The organism is Geobacter metallireducens GS-15 (genome assembly GCF_000012925.1).
In the GTDB taxonomy this organism is placed as follows: Bacteria; Desulfobacterota; Desulfuromonadia; order Geobacterales; family Geobacteraceae; genus Geobacter; species Geobacter metallireducens.
In genome coordinates this window covers 721,094-744,081 of sequence record NC_007517.1, presented here as the reverse complement: position 1 = coordinate 744,081, position 22,988 = coordinate 721,094, and the positions used below count along the sequence as shown (strand labels likewise).

General features: G+C 60.2%; 16 protein-coding genes. 6 read left to right on the top strand and 10 right to left on the bottom strand.

What is annotated here, in order from left to right; genetic code table 11:
• The first annotated feature begins 9 nt into the window (after positions 1 to 9).
• Together GMET_RS03395 and GMET_RS03390 are read left to right on the top strand one after the other, a co-directional pair.
• The gene (locus tag GMET_RS03395) at positions 10 to 1,572 is read left to right on the top strand and encodes a site-specific DNA-methyltransferase (RefSeq protein ID WP_004514067.1); all 1,563 of its coding nucleotides are present in this window, start codon (positions 10 to 12) and stop codon (positions 1,570 to 1,572) included.
• Positions 1,573 to 1,574: 2 nt separating this feature from the next.
• A complete protein-coding gene (locus GMET_RS03390; RefSeq protein ID WP_004514066.1) occupies positions 1,575 to 4,271 on the top strand; it encodes a DEAD/DEAH box helicase in 2,697 nt (898 codons plus the stop codon).
• A 24-nt stretch (positions 4,272 to 4,295) separates the two neighbouring features.
• On the opposite strand, the gene GMET_RS03385 is transcribed toward GMET_RS03390, so the two are convergent.
• From GMET_RS03385 to GMET_RS03360, 6 genes are all read right to left on the bottom strand, one after another.
• Positions 4,296 to 5,093, bottom strand: a complete 798-nt coding sequence (locus GMET_RS03385) for an NAD(+)--dinitrogen-reductase ADP-D-ribosyltransferase (protein ID WP_004514065.1) — start codon at positions 5,091 to 5,093, stop codon at positions 4,296 to 4,298.
• Positions 5,094 to 5,122: 29 nt separating this feature from the next.
• Positions 5,123 to 5,452: a NifB/NifX family molybdenum-iron cluster-binding protein gene (locus GMET_RS03380; RefSeq protein ID WP_004514064.1), complete on the bottom strand. Its 330-nt coding sequence runs from the start codon at positions 5,450 to 5,452 to the stop codon at positions 5,123 to 5,125.
• Positions 5,453 to 5,472: 20 nt separating this feature from the next.
• Positions 5,473 to 5,736: a ferredoxin III, nif-specific gene (gene fdxB, locus GMET_RS03375; protein WP_004514063.1), complete on the bottom strand. Its 264-nt coding sequence runs from the start codon at positions 5,734 to 5,736 to the stop codon at positions 5,473 to 5,475.
• Between the two features lie 85 nt (positions 5,737 to 5,821).
• Positions 5,822 to 6,205 (bottom strand): nitrogen fixation protein NifX, encoded by a 384-nt coding sequence (gene nifX / locus GMET_RS03370; protein WP_004514062.1) that lies wholly within the window; start codon positions 6,203 to 6,205, stop codon positions 5,822 to 5,824.
• A 50-nt stretch (positions 6,206 to 6,255) separates the two neighbouring features.
• The gene (locus tag GMET_RS03365) at positions 6,256 to 7,212 is read right to left on the bottom strand and encodes an IS110-like element ISGme8 family transposase (RefSeq protein WP_004513407.1); all 957 of its coding nucleotides are present in this window, start codon (positions 7,210 to 7,212) and stop codon (positions 6,256 to 6,258) included.
• 282 nt (positions 7,213 to 7,494) lie between these two features.
• Positions 7,495 to 10,254 carry a bifunctional nitrogenase iron-molybdenum cofactor biosynthesis protein NifEN gene (locus GMET_RS03360; RefSeq protein ID WP_004514277.1) on the bottom strand — a complete coding sequence of 920 codons (2,760 nt, stop codon included), beginning with the start codon at positions 10,252 to 10,254 and terminating at the stop codon, positions 7,495 to 7,497.
• A 349-nt stretch (positions 10,255 to 10,603) separates the two neighbouring features.
• On the opposite strand from GMET_RS03360, the gene GMET_RS03355 reads away from it, so the two are divergent.
• The 3 genes from GMET_RS03355 (at position 10,604) to GMET_RS03345 (ending at position 13,766) form a co-directional block, all read left to right on the top strand.
• A complete protein-coding gene (locus GMET_RS03355) occupies positions 10,604 to 11,104 on the top strand; it encodes a rubrerythrin family protein (protein WP_004514276.1) in 501 nt (166 codons plus the stop codon).
• Positions 11,105 to 11,159: 55 nt separating this feature from the next.
• The gene (rbr, locus tag GMET_RS03350; protein ID WP_004514275.1) at positions 11,160 to 11,735 is read left to right on the top strand and encodes a rubrerythrin; all 576 of its coding nucleotides are present in this window, start codon (positions 11,160 to 11,162) and stop codon (positions 11,733 to 11,735) included.
• Positions 11,736 to 11,909: 174 nt separating this feature from the next.
• A complete protein-coding gene (locus GMET_RS03345) occupies positions 11,910 to 13,766 on the top strand; it encodes a PAS domain-containing sensor histidine kinase (RefSeq protein WP_004514274.1) in 1,857 nt (618 codons plus the stop codon).
• Positions 13,767 to 13,918: 152 nt separating this feature from the next.
• On the opposite strand, the gene GMET_RS03340 is transcribed toward GMET_RS03345, so the two are convergent.
• The 4 genes from GMET_RS03340 to nifH all read right to left on the bottom strand — a co-directional run bounded on the left by GMET_RS03340 (position 13,919) and on the right by nifH (position 19,324).
• Positions 13,919 to 14,785, bottom strand: coding sequence for a hypothetical protein (locus GMET_RS03340; RefSeq protein ID WP_004514273.1), 867 nt, complete (start codon positions 14,783 to 14,785; stop codon positions 13,919 to 13,921).
• Positions 14,786 to 15,228: 443 nt separating this feature from the next.
• Positions 15,229 to 16,698 carry a nitrogenase molybdenum-iron protein subunit beta gene (gene nifK / locus GMET_RS03335; RefSeq protein ID WP_004514272.1) on the bottom strand — a complete coding sequence of 490 codons (1,470 nt, stop codon included), beginning with the start codon at positions 16,696 to 16,698 and terminating at the stop codon, positions 15,229 to 15,231.
• Between the two features lie 136 nt (positions 16,699 to 16,834).
• Positions 16,835 to 18,280 (bottom strand): nitrogenase molybdenum-iron protein alpha chain, encoded by a 1,446-nt coding sequence (gene nifD, locus GMET_RS03330; protein WP_004514271.1) that lies wholly within the window; start codon positions 18,278 to 18,280, stop codon positions 16,835 to 16,837.
• A 174-nt stretch (positions 18,281 to 18,454) separates the two neighbouring features.
• Entirely contained in the window at positions 18,455 to 19,324 is an 870-nt protein-coding gene (gene nifH / locus GMET_RS03325) for a nitrogenase iron protein (RefSeq protein ID WP_004514270.1), read from the bottom strand.
• A 434-nt stretch (positions 19,325 to 19,758) separates the two neighbouring features.
• Here nifH and carB point away from each other — a divergent pair, with 434 nt between their 5' ends.
• On the top strand, positions 19,759 to 22,959 hold the full coding sequence (gene carB / locus GMET_RS03320) for a carbamoyl-phosphate synthase large subunit (RefSeq protein ID WP_004514269.1): 3,201 nt from the start codon (positions 19,759 to 19,761) through the stop codon (positions 22,957 to 22,959).
• Positions 22,960 to 22,988 lie beyond the last annotated feature (29 nt).

The window sequence follows — 22,988 nt, the reverse complement described above, 5'->3', positions numbered from 1 at the left end:
ATACCACCCATGCCCTTTCTTGACTGGGTCAACAAGACCCAGGCGGTGAGCAGCACCGCCGACGTTCCCTATCACCTGCTGCAATTCCGGACGGCCCACGGAGACGCGGGGGCCGACAACCTTCTCATTCAGGGAGACAACCTCAAGGCCCTCAAGGCCCTGCTCCCCTTTTACCGGGGACGGGTGAAGTGCATCTATATCGACCCCCCCTACAACACCCAGTCGGCCTTTGCCCACTACGACGACAAGCTGGAGCATTCCCAGTGGCTGTCGATGATGTATCCCCGGTTGGTGCTGCTGCGGGAACTGCTGAAGGAAGATGGTAGTTTATGGATTTCGTGTGATGACAACGAAGCACATTACATCAAGGTCATTGTCGATGAGATTTTTGGAAGACTAAATTTTATAATTGACGTCTCGTGGCAAAAACGAGATGGCCCACCAAACGATCGAAAAATCGGAGCAATCCATGAGCATATTCTTGTTTGGGGCAAGGGGAAAAGCGGTAACAGCAAAAAGACGTTAGCTGAAGAGGCGTTCAACCTTATGCCACGTACGGAAAAAGCAAACTCGCAATATGATGTATTCAAAGAACCCGATGGACCGGATGAGCGAGGACCTTTCCGCAAGATAGACACAACAGCTAACGGCAAGGGTGGACGGTTTGTAACTAGCCTATTTTACCCTATTAAAAACCCTTACACCGCTGAAGAAGTTTGGCCTCGTCAAGGTACATGCTGGCGGCATAGCAAAGAAGAGATGGAACGCCTTCAAGCTGAAAAACGCCTATATTGGGGAGTAAACGGGACCGCCAAGACTCCTATGCGCAAGCTCTTTTTGGATGAAGCAAAGCAGGGGATGACTACCCCCTCTATATGGAGCGATACAGGGTTAAATCAGCATGCTAGCTCTGAAATAGAGAAACTATTTGGTGAAAAGGCAGCTTTTGAAACACCAAAGCCTGAAGCATTGCTTCAACGCATCATACACATCGCCACTAACCCCGGCGACCTCGTCCTCGACTCCTTCCTCGGCTCCGGCACCACCGCCGCCGTGGCCCACAAGATGGGCCGCCGCTGGATCGGTATCGAAATGGGGGAGCACGCCGTGACCCACTGCCTGCCGCGCCTGGAAAAGGTCATCGGCGGAGAGCCAGGGGGAATTTCCAAGGCGGTGGACTGGCAGGGGGGGGGCGGCTTCCGCTTCCACTCCCTCGGGGAGCCGGTGTTCGACGCCGACGGCGGCATCCACCCAGCGGTCCGTTTCCCGGCCCTGGCCGCCTATCTCTGGCATTTCGAGACGGGGGAACCGGCGCGGCAGACCTTCACCACCCCGCTGCTCGGCACCCATGGGGGCACGGCTTGGTATCTCCTCTACAACGGTATCCTCGGCGACCGGCGGCCCCAGGGGGGCAACGTGCTCACCTCGGCCGTGCTGGCCCATCTGGACGAGGCCTATCCCCACCACGGCCCCCGGGTGATCTACGGTGAAACCACCCGGCTGGGGGAAGCCCGGCTGCGCGAGGCAGGCATCACGTTCAAACAAATCCCTTACGATATCAAGGCGCGCTAACCATGTTCAAACTTAAGGATTATCAGGAAAATGCCCTTACGGCCCTTGACGGGTTTTTCCGTCAACTGCGCATGTCGGGCCTGGCCGAGGCGTGGCGGCACTGCGCACCGGTGCAGGAGAAGCAGGGACAAGCACGGCAGGCAGCCTACAACGCCGAAACCCTGGGTGAAACCCCGGCCGTCTGCGTGCGCATCCCTACCGGCGGGGGCAAGACGTTTCTGGCGGCCCACGCGGTGGCGCGAATCGGCAAGACCCTGGCGGATACCGATGCGCCAGTGGCGTTGTGGCTGGTCCCCTCCGACGCCATCCGCAGCCAGACCCTTGCGGCCCTCTCCACGCCGCGCAACCCCTGCCGCGAAGCCCTGACGAGCTATTTCGGCGAACGGGTGCGTGTATGCGCCCTGGACGACCTGGCCACGGTGGGCCCCCAGGAGGTGGGGCAGTCGGCCATTATTGTGGTGGCGACGATCCAGTCCTTCAACGTAAAGGAAAAAACCCAGCGCACCGTTTATTCCTTCGACGAGAATTTCTCCCGCCATTTTCAGGGGCTCACCCCCCGGCAAGAGGCGCGGCTCGACCGGGTGACCGAAGCGGACATTGCCGCCCAGCCCTACCTGACGGCAACGGACCTGGGTCGGGTGAAGGCGTCGCTGGCCAACTGGCTGACCCTCAACCGCCCCATCGTGGTGGTGGACGAGGCCCATAACAACCGGACCGACCAGGCATTCCGCACGCTGAAAAACCTGCACCCGGCCTGCGTCATCGAGCTGACCGCCACCCCCGCCGCAAGCAGCAACGTGCTCTATCACGTGGGGGCGAGCGCCCTGCAGCGGGAAGACATGATAAAGCTCCCCATCGTGCTGATGGAGCACCCGACCGGCTGGAAGGATGCCGTGCGCGACGCCATCCTGACCCGCGACCGGCTGGAGAAGCTGGCAGCCGGGGAGCCGGACTATATCCGCCCGGTGCTGCTGTTCCAGGCCGAGCCGAAGAACGGCGAGGTTACAGTGGAGAGGCTGCTGGAGCACCTGACGAGCCCCGACGGCGAAAAGCTGGACCGCCGGCAGATTGCCGTGGCGACCGGCGACCAGAAGGAGCTGGACGGAATCGTGCTGGCGGACCCCCTCTGCCCGATCCGCTACGTGATTACCGTTGAGGCGCTGAAGGAGGGGTGGGATTGCCCCTTTGCCTATGTGCTGTGCAGCCTACAGGACGCCAGAAGCGCCAAGGATGTGGAGCAGCTTCTGGGCCGCGTGCTGCGGATGCCCCATGCCCGGCCCCGCCACCAGACAGAGCTGGCCAAGGCCTACGCGCACATCGTGGCGCAGGGCTTCGCACGGGTTGCGGATCAACTGGCCGACCGGCTGGTGAACAACATGGGGTTCGAGTCTTACGAAGCTGCCCAAGCCATCGCGCCGGCGCAAGACGTTCTCCCTCTGCCGGAGTCGGGCGAATATACCCGCCCGCGACCGGCGGAAGCGGTTATTTCACTCCCCGCCGCGCCGACGCTGCCGGTGCCCGAGGAGTTGAAGGAGTCCGTTGAAATACGGCCGACAACTTCCGGCGCAACGGCGATTGTGCGGGGTGAACTGTCGGAAGAGGTTGAGGAATTTCTGCTGACGGCCTGCAACGCCCGGCACCGCCAGGGGGTGAAGGACGCCATCGACACCGAGCGGGTGCGGCGGGCGGCCCTGACAGCGCCATCGGCACGTGGGGAGAGGTTCGCCCCGCTGCCGCAGCTCTGCCTTGACTGGGACGGTGAGCTTCAGCCAGTTGAAAAACGGCTCCTCTCCGAATTGGGCGAGTTCGATCTCTTTGCCGAGCCGGTGTGCCTGGCGAGATTTTCCCTCGTGGAGCGGGGCGCGGCCTTTGAGATTGACGTTGATGGCGGGCGGGTGGTGTACGGGGAAACGGACAGCGAACAACTCCACCTGAACGAGGTTGCCCCCCATGCCACCGAAAACGATCTGGTGCGTTGGCTCGACCGCGAATGCCGCCAGATCGACGTGGGACAGCCGACCCTCATCAAATGGCTACTGGCGCTGACTCGTCACCTTCAGGCGGATCGCGGCTTCTCCCTGACCGCGCTGCTCCGGGCCAAGTACCCCCTGGCGGAGGCAATCCGCCGGGAAATCGAGTGGCGCCGGGGAAAGGCCGTCGCCACGGGTTTTCAGCGATCCCTCCCCGGCTTCATGTCTGCTCCGAGACTGGAAGACAGCTTCAAATACGCCTTCACCTTTCACCCGACCCACTATCCGGCCCGCCCCCCCTACTATTCGGGACGCTACCGGTTCAGGAAGCATTACTATCCCGTGATTCACGACCTCCGCGAGAAGCGGGCGGATGGGACGCCATCGGAGGAATTTCTCTGCGCCCGGGCCATTGACCGGCATCCGGCGGTGAAACAGTGGGTGCGCAACGTGGAGAGGGAGGAGCGGTTCTCCTTCTGGCTGCCAACCGCAACTGATTATTTTTACCCGGATTTTGTGTGTGAGCTAACTGATGGCCGCGTGCTGACGGTTGAGTACAAGGGCGAGCCTTACAAGACCAACGATGATTCGCGAGAGAAGGTTCAGATAGGGTACCAGTGGCAGGAATCCAGCAGCGGACGCTGTCTGTTCCTCTTGGCGGTTATGGAGGACGGACAGGGGCGCGGCGTGGAACAGCAGATTGAGGATGTAATCAGCAGGAATTCATAGGGGAGAGCCTTCACTCTCCCCTCCTCACACCGTACACATGACCCTCCGCACCCGGTACTCGCCGCCGATGACCAGGTACTCCCCCTCCCCCTTGAGGATGCTGCCAGGGAGGAGATCGTCGAAGAAAAAGACCTTGGACAAGGGCGCCCGGATCTCCCAGACCGTGGAACCGAACTCCCAGGCCCGCTCCTCATGGGAAGTGAAGGAGACGAGATTGTTGAAGCGGATGATTTTCTCCCGCCTGCCGAGCTCTTCCACCACGTCGTAGTCGTCAGCCGCAAAGGTCCCCCGATAGAGAGTCACCCACAGTTCGCCGGGAAAGCGGCGGGCCAGTTCGTACTGACAGAACTCGTAGAGGATGTCCAGCTGGGAGTTGATGGCGCTGGTCCGCTTGCTGCCGGCGGTGCGGTCCACCACGTAGCCGTAGTAGGATTCGGTGTGGATACCGGTGATGCGGGCTTTGTGGAACGAGGGGACGATCCCCATGCGGCTCTCGACCCACCCCTTGAGGACGGCCCCCTCCACGGAATTTGAATCCATCATCCAGCCCCGGAGATAGCGGAGGTAGCTGTTTTTGAGGCTCTTGCGGGCCGATGGCGTTGCCTGCTCCTGCCAGAGGTGGAGCTGGAATTTCACCGACATGTAGTCGTTGAAGACGGTGCCCCGCTCATCGGGCGAAGCAATGGCGTCAAGCCGCTCGAAGAGGAAGCGGTTGGCGAGGCGGACTCCCTGGACCTCCAGGGGGTGAGGGTTGTCGTTGAAGTGGCGGGAGGCGATGACCCACGGCGGCAGGTTGCAGAGATTGAATCCCGAGTTGTGCATGGGTCATCACCTCGTTGTGAATTCCGCCCCTACAGGACCCTGGCTATCTCCACCAGGGTCGGTTTGATAAGGCCATCGGCCACATAGGCGTCAATACCAAGCCGCTCCATCGCCATCTGGGGAGCCTGGCCGATCTGGGCGCAGACCACGGCCCGGCAGCCGGCAAGGGCGCAGGCAATGGCCTCAAGGATGTGGCTCCGCAGGGGGTGGTCCACATCGTAGGAGCAGTAGCGCTCCACCTTCTTCTCGTCCACCAGCTTCGCGTCGTCTCCCTCCACCTCATAGATGAGGAACCGCTCCGCATGGCCGAAGTGCTGATTGATCTCCCTTCCATCCTTGGATGCTACGGCAATGAGCATGGGAAACCTCCATTTTCCGATCAGATAACTACCGGCTCGAAGCTGAAGCACTTCTTCGAACAGGTCCGCCCGCAGGCCTGGCAGCCGATACAGTTGCCGGGATTCGTGACCTTCATGAACATCTTGGCCGAATCGTCCTCGTCCACCTCCTCGAAGGTGAGCACGTCGTGGGCGCAGACCTTGAAACAGCGGGCGCAGCCGATGCAGGTCTCCTCGTCGACGGAAACGACGAACTGGGGGGTGTACTCGCTCTTGTTTCTTCTCAATCCGGTGATGTAGGCCATGGTGCTTCCTCCATTATGGTTGTGTAGGGGCGCTGCTTGCCGCGCCCATTGATATGACAGGGCGCGGCAAGCAGCGCCCCTACGGTTATTCCTCGAACGAAGTTTCCTCCCCTTTGTTCATGGCCTTGCGCAGCCACGGTGGAGGGTTCCCCTTCAACACCTCCTGAAGCCGGTTGACCGTTTCGGGGAGGCTCACGGGGGAGTTGGTCTTCATGGGATGGATCTTCAGGGCCACGAGCTTGGCAGCCGCCGGCCCGCCGATGGCCATGGTGTAGACGATGGCGCACTCCCTGAGGGCGGCGGCCCGGGCCGCGATCTTGTCCTCCTCGTCATCGCCGTGGGCGCCGATGGTGACCGTCTCCAGAAATGATGAGGCCTCCGGCCCGATCTCCCAGATATGGAAATTCTTGGCCATGCCGAAGTGCTCGTCGATCATCTCGCCGGTGGTACTTGTGAATGCGACTTTCATGGATAACCCCTTTCTTGAAACACAGAGCAACCGTGTTCTCAGTCAACAAATTAGTGCAGAAGTGGAGTGAATTTCGAGTGATCCCACTTCTGGTTGTTTTTCACCATGGCATTGAGGATGGTGAGTAGTTTTCGCATGCAAGCGGTGATCGCGACTTTGTGAAGTTTTCCGGCGCTTGTAAGGCGTTGATAGAAGGCTTTTATAACCGGGTTAAACCTGGCGGCACACAATGTTGCCATGTACAGGACAGAACGCACGGTTGCTCTGCCACCGGAGATTGCGCGCTTTCCACGGAATTTGCCACTGTCCCGATTATAGGGGCATACTCCGACCAGAGCGCCAAGCTGCTGTCGGGAAATGGTCCCCAACTCCGGAAGTGCTGCCAGTATGGTGGCCGCAGTCACAGGGCCGATGCCCTTGACACTGGTAAGGATTTCTTCTTTTGCCTTCCAGGATTCGCTGGACTGAATAAGAGTTGAGATGTCTTTATCAACGTCATCGATCTGCTGTGTCAGCCAGGCAATATGGGTCATGATGCCTTTGCGGACCGTAGGTGCAGCGGAAATCACGCGATTTTTTTCCGCCACAAGCATCTCGACCAACTGCCGGCGGCGGGCCAGCAGTGCTGCTAGATTTTGGCTTGTCTCGTCCTTGAGCGGCCTGATTTCAGGCTTGATGGCTTGGGCAAATCGGGCAATGATCTTGGCATCAAGAATATCGGTCTTCGCCAGCAGCCCGCATGCTTTGGCAAAGTTTCTGACCTGCCGAGGATTAACCACGACCACTGGCAGACCCGCTGCTGATAAGGTGCTGACAGCTAGCATCTCCAAGCCGCCGGTGGCTTCGAGAACAATCCGACAAGGGGCGTTCGTAATGAGCCACGTCGTCAGCTCAGCACAACCGGCATCATCGTTAGTCACCCTTTTCTGGTCACCAGTTGGCATGAGGTAGACATCAAGATGCTCTTTACTAACGTCGACTCCAACAACTGCATCATTGGGTTCCATATTCTCTCCAGTCCCTTTCTTGCGAAAATTCGGGCTCGTTTCGGCCCAAGCAACCGTTCGGGTTGAGGAAAGATGGACACGACGCATTACGCTCTGTGACGGGCTCAATTGGCCCAAGCAACGACCAAGCTGTCGTGTCCAATTCTGGAGAACATATAACCGGTTACTGAAACATACAAGCAACTGAGCAACAGAGAAAAACGCAATTTCCTCCTGAAGACGTCTAAATTCAGTTATTGAGGTTTTCTCCGTTGCTCTGTCGCTCTGTGTTATTACAGCTTTTCAGTTATGCGCCAGCTTCTGCCCCTCTCCCGCGTTGGCCTGGAACAGGTTCGCCGTCTCGAACAGAAGGTTCATGGTCCCCCGGTACCCCACCCACATCTTCTGGTGGGCGCCAAGGCGATCGAAGACCGGAAGCCCCGCCCGCAGGTGGGCCTTGATCCCCAGCTTTGCCGCGGCCTGACGGCCATTGGAGTTGGCCACGATCAGGTCGCTTCCCCTAGCCGCCGTTTCCAGGTCCTCCAGATCCCCCACGAAGATATCCCTAGCCGGCAGCCCGTCGAGCCCCCGGACCCGTGTCGCCGCGATGGCCGCCTGTATCTCGCACCCCATCCCCGCCAGGAAGTTCACCAGCGTTTTCAGGTTGTCTCCCTCCAGGGCCACCGTGACTTTCTTGAGGCCGAACTGGTAGTGGCTGTCCACCATGGCGTCCATGAGGCGGCTCCGCCAGCGGCGGAACTTCTCGGGGATCGGCCGCCCCGCGATGGCCGCGAGGGTCTCCATGAAGCGGTCCACCTGGGCAAGCCCCGTGAGGGAGGTGAAGCCATAGCTGGGCATGCCGCACCGCTCCGTCATGGCCTCGGCAGCCTTGGCCAGGGAATCGCCGATGAAGAGGGTCGCCGCGCTTTGCCCCGCCTGCCTGATCCGGGCCATGGAAACCCCGCCGGTTGAAAGCGGCGACACTGTCTCGTCGATGTGGCCATCCAGGGCGTTGGCGATGTCGGGGACGATGATGGGGTCGAGCCCGAAGGCCTCGCAGAGCTCCCGCACCTCCTCCACGTCGGCCGGGGTCAGGTGGGCACCGGGCAGGACCGTCACCTGGCCCGGGATCGTCTCCCCCGGCTCGGGGACGCTCCTCACGATGGCCTCCACCGTTGCCGCGTACCCCTCCTGCAGCGAGCCGCAGTAGTCAGGGGTCGAAGCCCAAACGACGGGGACCCCGTCGTGCTCGGGGTACTCCTGCCGAAAGTGGACGATGGCGCTCCGGACATCATCCCCCATGGTCTCGGTGAGCCCCGAGGTCATGACCCCCACCACCTCCGGGCTGAACTTCTCGATCACCTTTTTCAGCCCCTTTTTCAGGTTCTCCCACCCGCCGAAGATGGCGGTGTCCTCGCTCATGGCGGTGGAGTTCAGGGCGACGGGCTCCTTGAAATGGCGCGAGAGCTGCAGCCGGATGAAGGTGGAGCATCCCTGGGCGCCATGGAGAAGGGCCAGCATCTGGTCGATGCCGAGATAGGCCAGGGTCGCGCCAAGGGCCGGGGAGTTCTTCTGGGGGTTCACCGTGGCGTTCTTGGCCGGCACCTTCACCGTGGAATCCTTCAGATCCTCATCCAGGCAGGCTCGGGCGTGACCGGCGGCAAGCGCCACCGCGGCCGTCAACTCTTCCTCCGTCTTCTCCCAGGGCGCCTTGGCGTTCAGCACCGGCCAGATGGGGTTGTTGACCGTGAGGTCCAGCTGCTTCGCAAAGGTCACCATCCCCTCGTACCCGGCGTAGGGGTGGGAGCGGCCGTGGTTGATATCCAGGAAGGGGGTCTTGGTCTTAAGGGCCAGGAACTTGGTCTTCCCCCCGGCTACAATGAGATCCGGCATCTTGTCGTACATGACCTGGAGGAGCCCGGCGCTGGAGGTGTCCTCGATGATCCGGGCATCCTGGTGCATGAGGGCCTTCATCCGGTAGAAGTCCTCCAGGGTGGAGTTCTGGGTGCCGGCGGCCAGGATCTCCACCCCCAGCTCCCGCAGGGCGTTCACCATGGACCAGGTCTTGACCCCGCCGGTGAAGAGGACCGACCGCTTCCCCTCCAGCCGCGCCCGATAGGGGGCAAGGCGCTCGCGGCACGTCGCCTCTTCCTCCTCCAGTAGCTTCTCCACCCGGTCCTGCATGATCCGCTTCTCCAGCCCCCCCACGGCGTCGTCCAGCTCCCGGGCGATGTCCCGCAGGGCTTTGGCCGTGTCGGTCATGCCGTAGAAGGACTCCTCCAGATAGGGCATGCCGTAGTTCTTCTGCATCTTCCTGGCGAGGTTGGTGAGGCTCTTGGAGCAGATGATAATATTGAGCTTTGCCCGGTGGGCGTAGCGGAGTTCCTCGAAGGTGGCGTCGCCGCTGAAGCAGGAGAGGACCTGGATGCCGAGGCGCTCAAAGAGCGGCAGCATCCCCCAGAGGTCGCCGGCAATGTTGTACTCGCCAATGAGATTTATCGGATACTCCCCCAGAACCGGCGGCTCGGCGGTGCCGATGACATGCTTGAAGAGCACCTCGCCGGCCAAGCGGTTGCCGATGTTCTTGTCGCCGATGAAACCGGGGGTGTTGACGGGGATGAGGGGGATGGCGACCTTCTTGCCGGCCGCGGCGCAGACCGCCTCCACGTCGTCGCCGGTCATGGCGGTGACGCAGGTGGCGTAGACGAACATGGCCTTCGCCTGGCCTTCGTAGCGCTCGGCCAGCTCCAGGATGGCCCGGTAGAGCTTCTTCTCGCCACCGAAAACCACGTCGTTCTCCAGCATCTCGGTTGTGAAACCCCGGCGGTAGAGCTGGGAGTCCGAGGAGCGGGCCCCCCGGTTGTCCCAGGAATTGCCGGCGCAGGCGATGGGGCCGTGCACCAGATGGATCACATCGGTGATCGGCATGAGCACCACCCGGGCGCCGTCGTAGGCACAGGAGCGCTCGGCCCCCTCCCCCGGCTCCGATTTCTTGCAGAACTTGGGGGCACCTTTTTCGTGGGTTTCGCATTCGGATACGTCGTAGTAGTCTGGTTTGGCCATGGCAACCTCGAATGCACAAAGAAAAAAGGCGCCGCCATTCCGGGGGGGGGAATGGTCGGCGCCTTTGCCTGAAAACCGTCGGGATACATCTTCCGTGTTGAATCACTGTTAGCAGGTGACGTGCCAAGGACGCCATCCTCAGCCAACACCCTGATTTATCTAAAAAATCAGATCCCACCATTCTTTCTTCCGGCCAATTATGCACACATTTTATGCAGCAGTGGCCAGCTCGTAATCGTCCGGGCAGGAGCGCAGAGGGGGTCCACTCTATGCTTTTGACACGGAAAGGAAATGCTGATATTAAAATGTTTCACAGAACGCTACATTATTGCAGACAGGGAGGTATTACATGTCCACAAAGGAAAACCTCGCAAATGCCTTTGCCGGCGAAAGCCAGGCCAACCGCAAGTATCTGGCGTTCGCCAAACAGGCCGAGGTGGACGGCTTCCCCCAGGTGGCGAAACTGTTCCGGGCCGCCGCCCATGCCGAAACCGTCCATGCCCATGCCCACCTGCGCGCCATGGGAGGGATAAGGGAAACCGTGGAAAATCTGAAGGAAGCCATAGAGGGAGAAGGGTTCGAGTTCCAGACCATGTATCCCCCCTACCTGGAAGAGGCCAAGACAGAAGGGAACCGTGTGGCGGAAATCTCCTTCCGCAACGCCCTGGCGGTCGAGGAGGTTCACCACGATCTGTACCAGAAGGCTTTAGCAGCAGTCATGAACGACGGCGACCTGCCGGCCCGCAAGGTTTACGTCTGTGAGATCTGCGGCAACACCGTCTATGACTTTGCACCGGACAAGTGCCCGGTCTGCCAGGTGCCGAAGGACCGCTTCACCCTGATTGACTGATGGAGCATCCGGCCACAGTGCCCGCTCAACAAAACACCATGAAGGAGATCACCAGATGAGCAGCGTCAAGGGAACCAAAACCGAGCAGAACCTCCTGAAATCCTTTGCCGGCGAGAGCCAGGCCCGCAACCGCTACACCTACTTTGCCGCCGCGGCAAAAAAAGAAGGGTATGTGCAGATCGCCGACATCTTCGAGGAGACCGCCAACCAGGAGAAGGAGCACGCCAAGCGCTTCTTCAAGTTCCTGGAAGGGGGCGACCTGGAGATAACCGCCTGCTTCCCGGCCGGCAGAATCGGCACCACGGCCGAGAACCTCCTGGCCGCAGCCACGGGTGAGCACGAGGAGCACACCGTTCTCTATCCGGGCTTCGCCCAGGTGGCCCAGGAGGAAGGGTTCCCCGCCATCGCGGCGGCCTGGCGGGCCATCTCCGTGGCGGAAAAGCAGCACGAGAAGCGCTACCGGGACCTCCTGGCCAACGTCGAGGCCAAGCGGGTCTTCACCCGTGAGGCCGAAGTTGTCTGGCGCTGCCGCAACTGCGGCTACCTCCACACCGCCACCGGCGCCCCGGAGCAGTGCCCTGCCTGCGTCCACCCCAAGGACCACTTCGAGCTCCTGGGGGAGAACTGGTAGCGTGATGAACGTTTCCGTGTAACACGGCAAAAGAGGACATTTCCCCGCAAGGGAGATGTCCTCTTTTGTTGTGACAAACACGACCTTTCCGGCACAGCCGTTGCTTACCCTTTACCAGGTATCTATACTGATTTTGTTACTCCCCCCCTTCAAGGTTTCAACGATAGGACCACTATGCCGTACGACATCTTTCATCCCGACCGCGAAGCGCTCATGGCGATTGTTGAGGCGCTGCCGGTGGCCGCGTTGTACACCGAAGGCGACCACATCTGCTTCAACCGGGCTGCCGAGCGTCTCATCGGTTACGGGATGGACGAGATTAGATCAATCGACGACTGGTTCCAAAAGCTCCACGGCCCGTGCAATAAAAAAATCCGAGAGATTTACGATTCCGACAGGACTGCGGGGTTCCCTGCCCCGCGACGCGTCGCCATCACCACGAAAGACGGATGCCGCCGCCACGTTGAGTTTAGCGCCTCAGGAACAGACCGGATCATCTACATCATGCACGACATCACCGACCTGGTGTCTGCCCAGGAGCAGGTGAAGGAGAATGCCGCGCGGTACCAGATCCTCAACAGCACCTCCATGGACGGTTTCTGGGTGGTTGACCAGAACGGCAAGATCATCGAAATGAACGATGCCTGCTGTGCGATGCTGGGGTATAGCCGCGAAGAACTCCTGGCCATCAACCTCAGGGATATCGAAACCGCCGAAAGCTCGGAAGAGACCGCCAAACACATGCGCGCCCTCATCAACAGCGGCTATGACCGTTTCGAAACCCGTCATCGCCGTAAAGACGGATCTATCATCGACGTGGAAATCAGCACGACGTACGAGCGCACCACGAACTGCTTCTTGGCCTTTCTCCGGGACATCACCGATCACAAACACGCGGATAAGGCCTTGCGGCAAAGCGAGGAGCGCTACCGCCGCTTTTCATCGCTCACCTCTGACTATGTCAATTTCTGCAGCCGTCAAGGAGATTCCCCCTACCGGGTCCGGTGGATGGGTGGCGCGGTGGAGGCGATAACCGGCTATTCAGCGGAGCAGATTCATGAATGGGGCTGTTGGATGAGGTTGGTACACCCCGACGATCGGGACCGGGTGAGCAGCAATGTCATGAAATTGGCGCCGGGTGAAACCTATTCTGACGAATTCCGGATCATTGCAAAGAATGGCACTATCCATTGGATACTCGAGGCATGCCGCTGCGAGGCGGGGGAGGCTCCCGGCGAACTATTCCTTTTCGGCACCTCTCAGGATATAACCGAGCGCAAGCTGGCCGAGGAAGAAATTCGCACGCTGAACGAAACGCTGGAAAGGCGGGTCGAAGAACGGACTGCCCAACTGGAGGCTGCCATCCGGGAGCAGGAGTCTTTCAGCTACTCGGTTTCCCATGACCTGCGGGCTCCGCTGCGCCACATCAACAGTTACAGCGCCATGGTGATAGAGGATTTCGAGAAACAGCTTCCGACAGAGGCCCGTCGCTACCTGGAACGCATCGGCATGGCAAGCGCCCGCATGGGCCAGCTCATCGACGACCTGCTGGAACTGTCGCGGGTCAACCGGGTAGAACTGCACAGGAGCACGATCAATCTCAGCAAAACGGCAGCAATGATTGTCGCCATGTTCAGGGAAACGGAGCCGGACCGGACCGTTGAGTGGGTCATTGCCGACGGCCTCACGGCCCGGGCCGACAAGATTCTCATTCGCCAGGTCCTGCTGAACCTGCTGGGAAATGCATTGAAGTACTCCGCCAAAACGCCTCAAGCCCTCATCGAGTTCGGCACCGCGTACGTGGAAGGAGAACGCGCCTTCTTTGTCAAAGACAATGGGTCAGGTTTCAACATGGCCTACGTGAGCAAGCTCTTCCGCCCCTTCCAGCGGCTCCACGGCAGCGAATTCCAGGGGACCGGCATCGGCCTTGCCACGGTGAAGCGAATCATCGAACGCCACGGGGGCCGGGTCTGGGCCGAGGGGAGCGTCGATGCGGGAGCGACATTCTACTTCACCCTGCCGGAGAGATGACCGTTTAACAGGCCACAAGCATAAAGCAGAATCCGGTGACAGGAGGTGAGCGCAGCAACGGGCACCAGGTAACACGAACGGCCCGCCGAGTTATCCTGGCGGGCCGTTCGTGTTTGGGACGCATCGTCTACTCCGCCCGAGATACTACAACACTACCGGTAATACGAGGGGAATTTTCCGTTATACAGCAATCGCCACCATTCGAACGCTTCAGCGACATTATATTTCAATCGCGCTTCCAGTGCCCTAGCGGCTCGCATGAATGCGGCAGTAAGTTCCGTTTTCACTGTCATGTAATCGGAATGCGCTGAACAAGGGTTCACGCATCCCGACACCCCCATCGGATCCTCGATCGGAGCCATTTCATTGTTGAATAGATATTGAAAGACGCCGTGTACATCCACATCATAAACGACAGACGATGCATGTTCCAAATATTTGGCTACTGCTAACTCCAGATAAAACGAGGAGATCGGCACGCCGCCACAATATTTCCACGCCTTCATGAGCCGCATGAGATTTCTACCCCCCACACCCAGCCGCTGCTCAATTGTTTTTATGTACGCACCATGGGCGTCCGGACTCGTCCTCATCCACCCGCCGGTGTCATCCGGCATGTCATATATTTTTTGTCCGTTCGCCTCCGTGACAAAATCGACCGGGATAACCTTGGTTGTCCCCTGAGCACCAACGGCCACCTCTATTCCTGGATACTGAATTCTCACTTCGGCATCCTGCAGATGAAAATCCAGATAATTTTTTATCTCCGAAACCGTCGCCACGGAATCCGCTTTCAACTTCCCCGTTGGCATCACGGCAAAATAATCGTAGCCGCTCCAGCCATTAATACACGTCCCGTTGCGCAAGGAACCGGTTATGATGAAATCATTCAGTCCATAGCCGATTCTCAAGAAGTCCGCGACGGAACTATGGAGTGTTTTCAGAGATTCCGCCTCTGTGCGCGGGGGAGCGATCCGGTGAAGGAACTCATGGAACCCCTTGTTGACGGTTCTGGTCATTAGATACACCTCGGTGCCCGGATTCCATAATCTGCAGCGCGTACAGCTGTCGATATTTTTCTTGTCATCACATTAACGCCCAACCACCGTCAGCAAACAGAAAAGCCGTCCGGTTCAGCTACACGCTGACCCGAACGGCTTGATCCACCAATTGCGGCCTCGTTTCCGACAAGCATCCATGCCACGAAAAAATCCATCATCAGGGCAAAGGGGAGATCAATCCGATCTACCAAGGTGTTCCCAATCAATGATATACAAGCTACTCCAACAACTGCCGGCCGTCAAGACATCGCGACATCGCACGATAATCGTTGGATACACCCGGAAGTACACCGCCAGGTACACCGAACCATAAATAAAAGGCCAGTGACTCTGTATTCTATAAATTTTCGTCTAGAATATAGCCACTGGCCTTCGTACCGATATTTAATAATTACAGCCGGTTAGCGCATCATCTCAAACTGTCTATCCTCACAAGTCTCGTCGGTGATGTCGATAAATTTGTTGCAGATGGTCGTCACCATGTTGATTACCCCCTGGTAGCCGATGATCGGGTAGCGGTGCAGGTTCACCCGGTCAAGGACAGGGAAGCCGAAGCGGAACAGCGGTATCTTCGCGTCGCGGGCCATGAACTTGCCGTGGGTGTCCCCGATGATGGCGTCCACGGGGTCGGTCATGATGAGACTCCTCATGTGCCAGAGGTCCTTGCCCATGTAAATCTTCCCCTGCTTCCCGTACGGGGACAAATCGAGGAGCGCCTGGATCTCCTTTTCCACCTTCTTGCTCCCCTTGCTGCAGAGAATGTGGTACGGCACCGCCCCCATCTCCAAGAGGAAGCTGACGTAGCCGATGAGCTGGTCCGGGTCGCCGTAGAGGGCGAACTTCTTGCCGTGCATGTACTGGTGGGCGTCGGTCATGGCATCCACCGCCCTCCCCCGTTCGGCCTTGAAGCTCTCGGGTACCGGCTTGCCGGCGACCTCGGCGATCTTCATGAGGAAGGCATCGGTCTTGGCAATCCCCAGCGGCATGGGGAGCGCCGTGTGCTTGCCGGCATAGTTGTCCTTGGCCCAGGCATAGGTCTTGGTGGCCGAATAGGGGCCGAGGCTGATGGTGGCCTTGCCGTTGATGGAGTCGGCAGCATCGTCCAGCCTGGTGCCGCCGGGATAGATGCGGTAGGTGCCGTCCAGAGGCGAATCGAAGACGTCGGAGATGTCGCCGAGGATGGTGTACGGCACGCCGAAAGCCTCGAAGATTCGCTTGTACTCCCTAAAGTTGCCGGTGTTGGCGTCAAAGCCGGGAAGCAGGTTGATCTTGCCGGTGCAGCGCCCCTCCACCTTCTTCCCCTCGGTCAGGGCCTGGAGGATGGAGAGGAGCATGGCGTCGTAGCCGTGGACGTGGGAGCCGCTGAAGCTCGGGGTGTTGGCATAGGGGACCGGCATGTCCGCAGGGACGATCCCCTTGTTGCGGGCATTCTTGATGAACGCGGACAGGTCGTCGCCAATGATCTCCGGCATGCACGAGGTAAAGATGGAGACCATCTTCGGCTTGTAGAGGGCAATGGCGTTCTCCAGACCCTCGTGGAGGTTGTTCTGGCCGCCGAACACGGCGCCGTCCTCGGTCATGGAATCGGAGACGGCCGGGGCAGGTTCGCGGAAATGGCGGTTCAGGGTGGAGCGGTAGTAGGATGCGCACCCCTGGGAGCCGTGGACGAAGGGGAGGCTTCCTTCGAAGGCGTGGGCCGCCAGTTCGGCCCCCAGGGGCTGGCAGGCATGGGGCGGCGCGACCACCAACGCCTCCCGCTTGAAGTTGAGGTCCCTGTACTCCTCGGTGTTGATCCAGGCGGCGACTCTCTCGATCTCCTCGACGGGGGTCTCGGTCACCGGCTTGACAGCTAGCCCTAGATTGTTTGCCATGATATATCTCCTTTCGACCGGAACTCATCCGTTCACAGTCGCAAATTTTCAACACAGAGCAACTGAGCAACAGAGAAAAGCAAAAATTTATTGTGTTTTAAACTTACTCAGTTGCTCAGTTGCTTGTGTTTCAATACTAATAAGGGCTTCTGACCAAATTCCACGTCGGCGAGTTAATTGCCATATCGATGTCTCTGGCAAAGATCGGGAACCCCTTGTAGCCGTGGTACGGGCCGGAATAGTCCCAGCTGTGCATCTGGCGGAACGGCAGCCCCATCTTCTGGAAGACGTATTTCTCCTTGATGCCGGAGGCGACCAAGTCGGGCTTCAGCACGTGGGCGAACTGTTCCATCTCCAACTCGGACGCGTCGTCGTAGACCACGGTGGCATCGGGCATCTCCGGGGCGGTCCGGTCGTAGTCGTCGGTATGGGCGAACTCGTAGCCGGAGCCGACACAGAGCATCCCGAGATCCTCATAGGCGCCAATTGTGTGGCGCGGGCGGAGGCCGCCGACATAGAGCATCACCTTCTTCCCTTCGAGCCGGGGACGGACCTCCTCGATCACCGCCTGCATCTGCGGATCGTACTTGGCGATGACCGCCTCCACCTTCTCCTTGATGGTGTCGTCAAAGAGCTCGGCCAGCTTGCGGAGCGATTCCCGGATCTTGGTGGGTCCGAAAAAGTTCAGCTCGATCCAGGGAATGCCATACTTTTCTTCCATCACCTTGCACATGTAGTTCATGGAACGGTAGCAGTGGATGACGTTGAGCCGCACCTGATGGGTGGCGGCGATCTTCTCCATCTCGCCGTCGCCGGTCCAGACCGCCTTGACGTTGAAGCCGCACTCCTCCAGCAGGGGCTTTGTGGACCAGGCGTCCCCGCCGATGTTGTACTCGCCGATGAGGGCGATGTCGTAGGGGCCCACGGGCTCGGCGAACTCGCGGGTCTCGATGATGTAGTCGCGGATGGTGTCGTTGGAGATATGGTGCCCCAGGGACTGGGAGACCCCCCGGAACCCCTCGCAGTTGCAGGGGATGATCGGGATGTCCAGCTCCTTGGCACTCGTCTTGGCCACGGCGTTGATATCGTCGCCGATGAGCCCCACCGGGCACTCGGAGAGGACCGAGATCCCCTTGGCCAGGGGGAAGAGCTCCTTCGCCTCCTTGAGCAGCACCTTCAGTTTCTTGTCGCCGCCGTAGACGATGTCCTTCTCCTGAAAGTCGGAGGTGAACTGCATGCCGAACTGGTCGACTCCCAGCTTGCCGGACATGAGGTTGCGCCGGGTTCCCCAGGAGTACCAGCCGCACCCCACCGGGCCGTGGGAGACGTGGACCATGTCGCGGATCGGCCCCCAGACAACTCCCTTGGCGCCGGCATAGGCGCAGCCCCGGGCACTCATGACGCCGGGCACTGTCTTTTTGTTGGATTTGACGCAAGCGCTGCAACTCGCCTGGTCGTTGGGAGCCAGGTGGGGCGCCCGCTTCTTCCGCCCCTTTTCCGGATAGACCTCCAAGACCTTGTCGATCATCTCCTGGGTCGACGCCTTGGTTATCCCGTCAATATTTCTGATTGCCTTTGACATAAAAGCTCCTTGAAGGGCACAGGAAGCAGCACCCTTACATATAATGGGTTAAACCTACTGGCGAACGATTTCGAGGTCAGGTCGGCGGCTTCCAAGGAAGAGCGCGGAGGCGTGGCCGCGCCACGTCGCACAAGCGATGACGCAGGAAACGCCGAGATGGCCCAAAAGCGTTCGTCATCTCGCCACTGCCTCGGCAACCCCTACGATCGACTCGTCCTCCGCCTCCATGATGCCGAACTCCATGAGCAGGTCTTCCAGCTCTTCCATTTCCAGCGGGGTCGGAACCACCAGCATCTTGTTGTCGAGAATCTTCTTGGCTAATGTCCGATACTCATTCGCCTGCGGATGCTCGGGAGAATACTCGATGACGGTCATACGACGCAGCTCAGCGCGTTGCACCTGATTGTCGCGGGGAACGAAGTGGATCATCTGGGTGCCCAGTTTCTTTGCCAACGCATCGATCAGTTCGTACTCCTTGTCGGTCTTGCGGGCGTTGCAGATGAGGCCTGCCAGCCGAACCTTGCCGGAGGAGGCGTACTTGAGGATACCCTTGGCGATGTTGTTGGCTGCATACATGGCCATCATCTCGCCGGAGCAGACGATGTAAATCTCTTCGGCCTTGTTCTCCCGGATCGGCATGGCGAATCCGCCGCAGACGACATCGCCGAGAACGTCGTAGAAAACGAAGTCCAGGTCATCGGTATAGGCACCGTTTTCTTCCAGAAAGTTGATAGCGGTTATGACGCCTCGACCGGCGCAGCCTACCCCCGGCTCCGGGCCACCGGACTCGACACATTTCACATCGCCGTAACCGACCTTCAAAATATCGTCCAACTCCAGGTCCTCTACCGTACCCAGTTCCCGCACCTTGTCCATAACCGTGGCCTGGGCCTTGGCATGGAGGATGAGGCGGGTGGAGTCCGCCTTGGGGTCGCAGCCGACGATCATCACCTTCTTGCCCAGCGAAGCGAGCCCCGCCACCGTGTTCTGGGTTGTCGTGGACTTGCCGATGCCACCCTTACCGTAAATCGCGATCTGTCTCATGATGTTTCTCCTTTCGCCCTGGGTCTGAGCCTCTAATGGTTTGCGGGGCAACAAAAAAGGCGCCCCAATGGTGATATTGGTGGCGCCCTTGCCTGCGTTCAGCAGCGAATACTCCGGCGTATTCTCGTTATTGATTTGAAACAGATAAAGCACTGACCGTGCCAAAAATCAACCCATTGTAATTACTTGACTTTGCTCCTTCCCCCTCCTAATGCACGCCTCTTTCCTGTTCACATGCTCAAGGAATAGCCATCGCACAAGCAAGGAATCCCCTCCGATGACAAGCCCTCGACTCCATGGCAATGGAGGCCGAGGGCCCGGTATCATCCTGGCGCTGAGGAGTAAAGTATTCACCTCTTGCAGCTGCCTCCTTTTTTTGCGATAGTTGCCCAATTATTTTTCACTCATGCACATTTTCCAGGCAAGGAGGAAACATGCCCAGGCGCGACGACGTCAAAAAGGTTCTCATCATCGGTTCCGGCCCCATCATCATCGGCCAGGCTTGCGAGTTCGACTACTCCGGCACCCAGGCCTGCAAGGCCCTGCGCAAGCTCGGCTACCGGATCGTGCTGGTGAACTCCAACCCCGCCACCATCATGACCGACCCCGGCATGGCCGACGCCACCTATATCGAACCCCTCAATGTGGACACCCTGACCGAGATCATCCGCAAGGAGCGCCCCGACGCCCTCCTCCCCAACCTGGGTGGCCAGACCGGTCTCAACCTCTCGTCGGCCCTGGCCCAGGCGGGGGTGCTGGACCGGTACGGGGTCAGGGTCATCGGCGTCAACCTCGACGCCATCAAGCGGGGGGAAGACCGTGAAACTTTCAAGGAGACCATGACGCGGTTGGGCATCGAGACCGCACGGAGCGAGATTGCCACAACCATGGAAGGGGCCCTGGACGTGGTGTCCCGCATCGGGCTGCCGGTGGTGATCCGCCCCGCCTACACCATGGGGGGGACCGGCGGCGGCTTCGCCTACAACATGGAGGAGTTCCGGACCATCGTTGCTCGGGGACTCGCCGCCAGCCCGGTGAGCCAGATCCTCGTGGAGGAATCGGTGCTGGGGTGGGAGGAGCTGGAGCTGGAGGTGGTGCGGGACGCCAAAAACCAGAAGATCACCGTCTGTTTCATCGAGAACGTGGACGCCATGGGGGTTCACACTGGCGACTCCTACTGCACGGCCCCAATGCTCACCATCTCTTCTGAACTCCAGGCCCGGCTCCAGGACTACGCCTACCGGATCGTCGACGCCATCGAGGTGATCGGCGGCACCAACGTCCAGTTCGCCCACGACCCCAAAACCGGGCGGGTGGTGGTCATCGAGATCAACCCCCGCACCTCCCGCTCCTCGGCCCTGGCCTCCAAGGCCACCGGGTTCCCCATTGCCATGGTGTCATCGCTCCTGGCCGCGGGGCTTACCCTGGACGAAATCCCCTACTGGCGGGACGGCTCCCTGGAAAAGTACACCCCGAGCGGCGACTACGTGGTGGTGAAGTTCGCCCGCTGGGCCTTCGAGAAGTTCAAGGGGGTCGAGGACAAGCTCGGCACCCAGATGCGGGCCGTGGGCGAAGTCATGAGCATCGGCAAGAACTACAAGGAGGCGCTCCAGAAGGCGATCCGCTCACTGGAGATCGGCCGCCACGGCCTCGGCTTTGCCCGGGACTTCAACGCCACATCGCTCCCCAAGCTCCTGGAGATGCTGGCCGAGCCATCCAGTGAGCGTCAGTTCATCCTCTACGAGGCCATCCGCAAGGGGGCCGACCTGGACCAGCTCCACCAGCTGACCCATATCAAGCTCTGGTTCCTGCAGCAGATGAAGGAGCTGGTGGAACTGGAGGAGGAGATCCTCCGGCACCGGGGGAGCCTCCCCCCGGACGAACTGCTCCTCCAGGCCAAGCGGGACGGCTTTGCGGACCGCTACCTAGCGAAGCTTTTGGAGATCCCGGAAACCCAAGTCCGCGAAAAGCGCCTCGCCCTGGGGCTTACCGAGGCGTGGGAAGCGGTGCCGGTCAGCGGCGTGGAAAACGCCGCCTACTACTTCTCCACCTACAACGCGCCGGACACGGTGCCGGTCAGCGACCGGAAGAAGATCATGGTGCTGGGGGGCGGCCCCAACCGGATCGGCCAGGGGATCGAGTTCGACTACTGCTGCGTCCACACCGCCTTAGCCCTGCGGGAGGCCGGTTACGAGACCATCATGGTCAACTGCAACCCGGAGACGGTCTCCACCGACTACGACACCTCGGACAAGCTCTACTTCGAGCCCCTCACCGTGGAGGATGTCCTCTCCATCCATGCCAAGGAGAAGCCCGAAGGGGTGGTGGTCCAGTTCGGGGGGCAGACCCCCCTCAACATCGCCGTCGAACTGGAGGCGGCCGGAGTGCGAATCATCGGCACCACGCCGGAGACCATCGACCTGGCCGAGGACCGGCAGCGCTTCGCCAGGGTGATGACGGAGCTGGGGATACCCCAGCCCGAATCGGGGATGGCAAGCACCCTGGATGAGGCCCTGGCCGTTGCGGGCCGGATCGACTACCCCCTCATGGTGCGCCCCTCCTACGTACTGGGGGGCAGAGCCATGGAGGTGGTCCACGACGAGGAGATGCTCCGGGAGTACGTCACCAAAGCCGTGGATGTCTCCCCGGAGCGACCGATCCTCATCGACCGGTTCCTGGAGAACGCCATCGAGGCCGAGGCAGACGCCATCAGCGACGGGACCGACGCCTTCGTGCCGGCGGTCATGGAGCATATCGAACTGGCTGGAGTCCACTCGGGGGACTCGGCCTGCGTCATCCCCCCGGTCAGCATTCCCCAAAAACACATCGATACGATTGATGAGTACACCCGCAAGATCGCTGTGGCCATGGGGGTGGTGGGGCTCATGAACATCCAGTACGCCATCGCTGACAACACCGTCTACATCCTGGAGGCGAACCCCCGGGCAAGCCGCACCGTCCCCCTGGTCTCCAAGGTCTGCAACATCCCCATGCCCCGCATCGCCGTGCAGGTCATGCTCGGGGCGAAGCTGAAGGATATGGGGCTCGCCCGCCGCACCTTCCCCCACTTCGGGGTCAAGGAGGCGGTCTTCCCCTTCCCCATGTTCCCGGAGGTGGACCCGGTGCTCGGCCCGGAGATGCGCTCCACCGGCGAGGTGCTGGGGCTGGCGGGCAATTACGGCCTCGCCTTCTACAAGGCACAGGAAGGGGCCAACGCCCAACTCCCCCTCTCCGGTTCGGTCCTCTTCACCATCGCCGACCGGGACAAGGAGGGTGCCCTGGCGGCGGCCCGCCGCTTCGCGGAACTGGGCTTCACCATCCGGGCCACGGAAGGAACCTGCCGGTTCCTGGCCGGCCACGGCATCGCCGCGACGCCGGTCACCAAGCTTCACGAGGGGCGCCCCAACCTGGTGGACGCCATCAAGAACCGGGAGATCCATCTGGTAGTCAACACTCCTGCCGGCAAGCAGAGCGCCCATGACGACTCCTACATACGCAAGGCCGCCATCGCCAACAAGATCCCCCACATCACCACCGTGGCCGCCGCCGTAGCCGCCGCCGAGGGGATCGCGGCCCGCCGCAACGGCAAGGAACCGGTCATGAGCCTGCAGGAGTACCACGCAGGCATCCGCTGAGGGGAACCGTTACCCTTCAGTTCCGCCAC

Bases quoted from the DNA above. Each gene is read 5' to 3' on its own strand.
- nifD (WP_004514271.1), bottom strand. From the start codon at position 18,280: ATGTCAAAGGCAATCAGAAATATTGACGGGATAACCAAGGCGTCGACC.
- nifX (WP_004514062.1), bottom strand. From the start codon at position 6,205: ATGAAAGTCGCATTCACAAGTACCACCGGCGAGATGATCGACGAGCAC.
- GMET_RS03355 (WP_004514276.1), top strand. From the start codon at position 10,604: ATGTCCACAAAGGAAAACCTCGCAAATGCCTTTGCCGGCGAAAGCCAG.
- GMET_RS03385 (WP_004514065.1), bottom strand. From the start codon at position 5,093: ATGCACAACTCGGGATTCAATCTCTGCAACCTGCCGCCGTGGGTCATC.
- GMET_RS03390 (WP_004514066.1), top strand. From the start codon at position 1,575: ATGTTCAAACTTAAGGATTATCAGGAAAATGCCCTTACGGCCCTTGAC.
- nifK (WP_004514272.1), bottom strand. From the start codon at position 16,698: ATGGCAAACAATCTAGGGCTAGCTGTCAAGCCGGTGACCGAGACCCCC.
- nifH (WP_004514270.1), bottom strand. From the start codon at position 19,324: ATGAGACAGATCGCGATTTACGGTAAGGGTGGCATCGGCAAGTCCACG.
- GMET_RS03395 (WP_004514067.1), top strand. From the start codon at position 10: ATGCCCTTTCTTGACTGGGTCAACAAGACCCAGGCGGTGAGCAGCACC.
- GMET_RS03380 (WP_004514064.1), bottom strand. From the start codon at position 5,452: ATGCTCATTGCCGTAGCATCCAAGGATGGAAGGGAGATCAATCAGCAC.
- GMET_RS03340 (WP_004514273.1), bottom strand. From the start codon at position 14,785: ATGACCAGAACCGTCAACAAGGGGTTCCATGAGTTCCTTCACCGGATC.
- rbr (WP_004514275.1), top strand. From the start codon at position 11,160: ATGAGCAGCGTCAAGGGAACCAAAACCGAGCAGAACCTCCTGAAATCC.
- GMET_RS03360 (WP_004514277.1), bottom strand. From the start codon at position 10,254: ATGGCCAAACCAGACTACTACGACGTATCCGAATGCGAAACCCACGAA.
- GMET_RS03365 (WP_004513407.1), bottom strand. From the start codon at position 7,212: ATGGAACCCAATGATGCAGTTGTTGGAGTCGACGTTAGTAAAGAGCAT.
- fdxB (WP_004514063.1), bottom strand. From the start codon at position 5,736: ATGGCCTACATCACCGGATTGAGAAGAAACAAGAGCGAGTACACCCCC.
- carB (WP_004514269.1), top strand. From the start codon at position 19,759: ATGCCCAGGCGCGACGACGTCAAAAAGGTTCTCATCATCGGTTCCGGC.
- GMET_RS03345 (WP_004514274.1), top strand. From the start codon at position 11,910: ATGCCGTACGACATCTTTCATCCCGACCGCGAAGCGCTCATGGCGATT.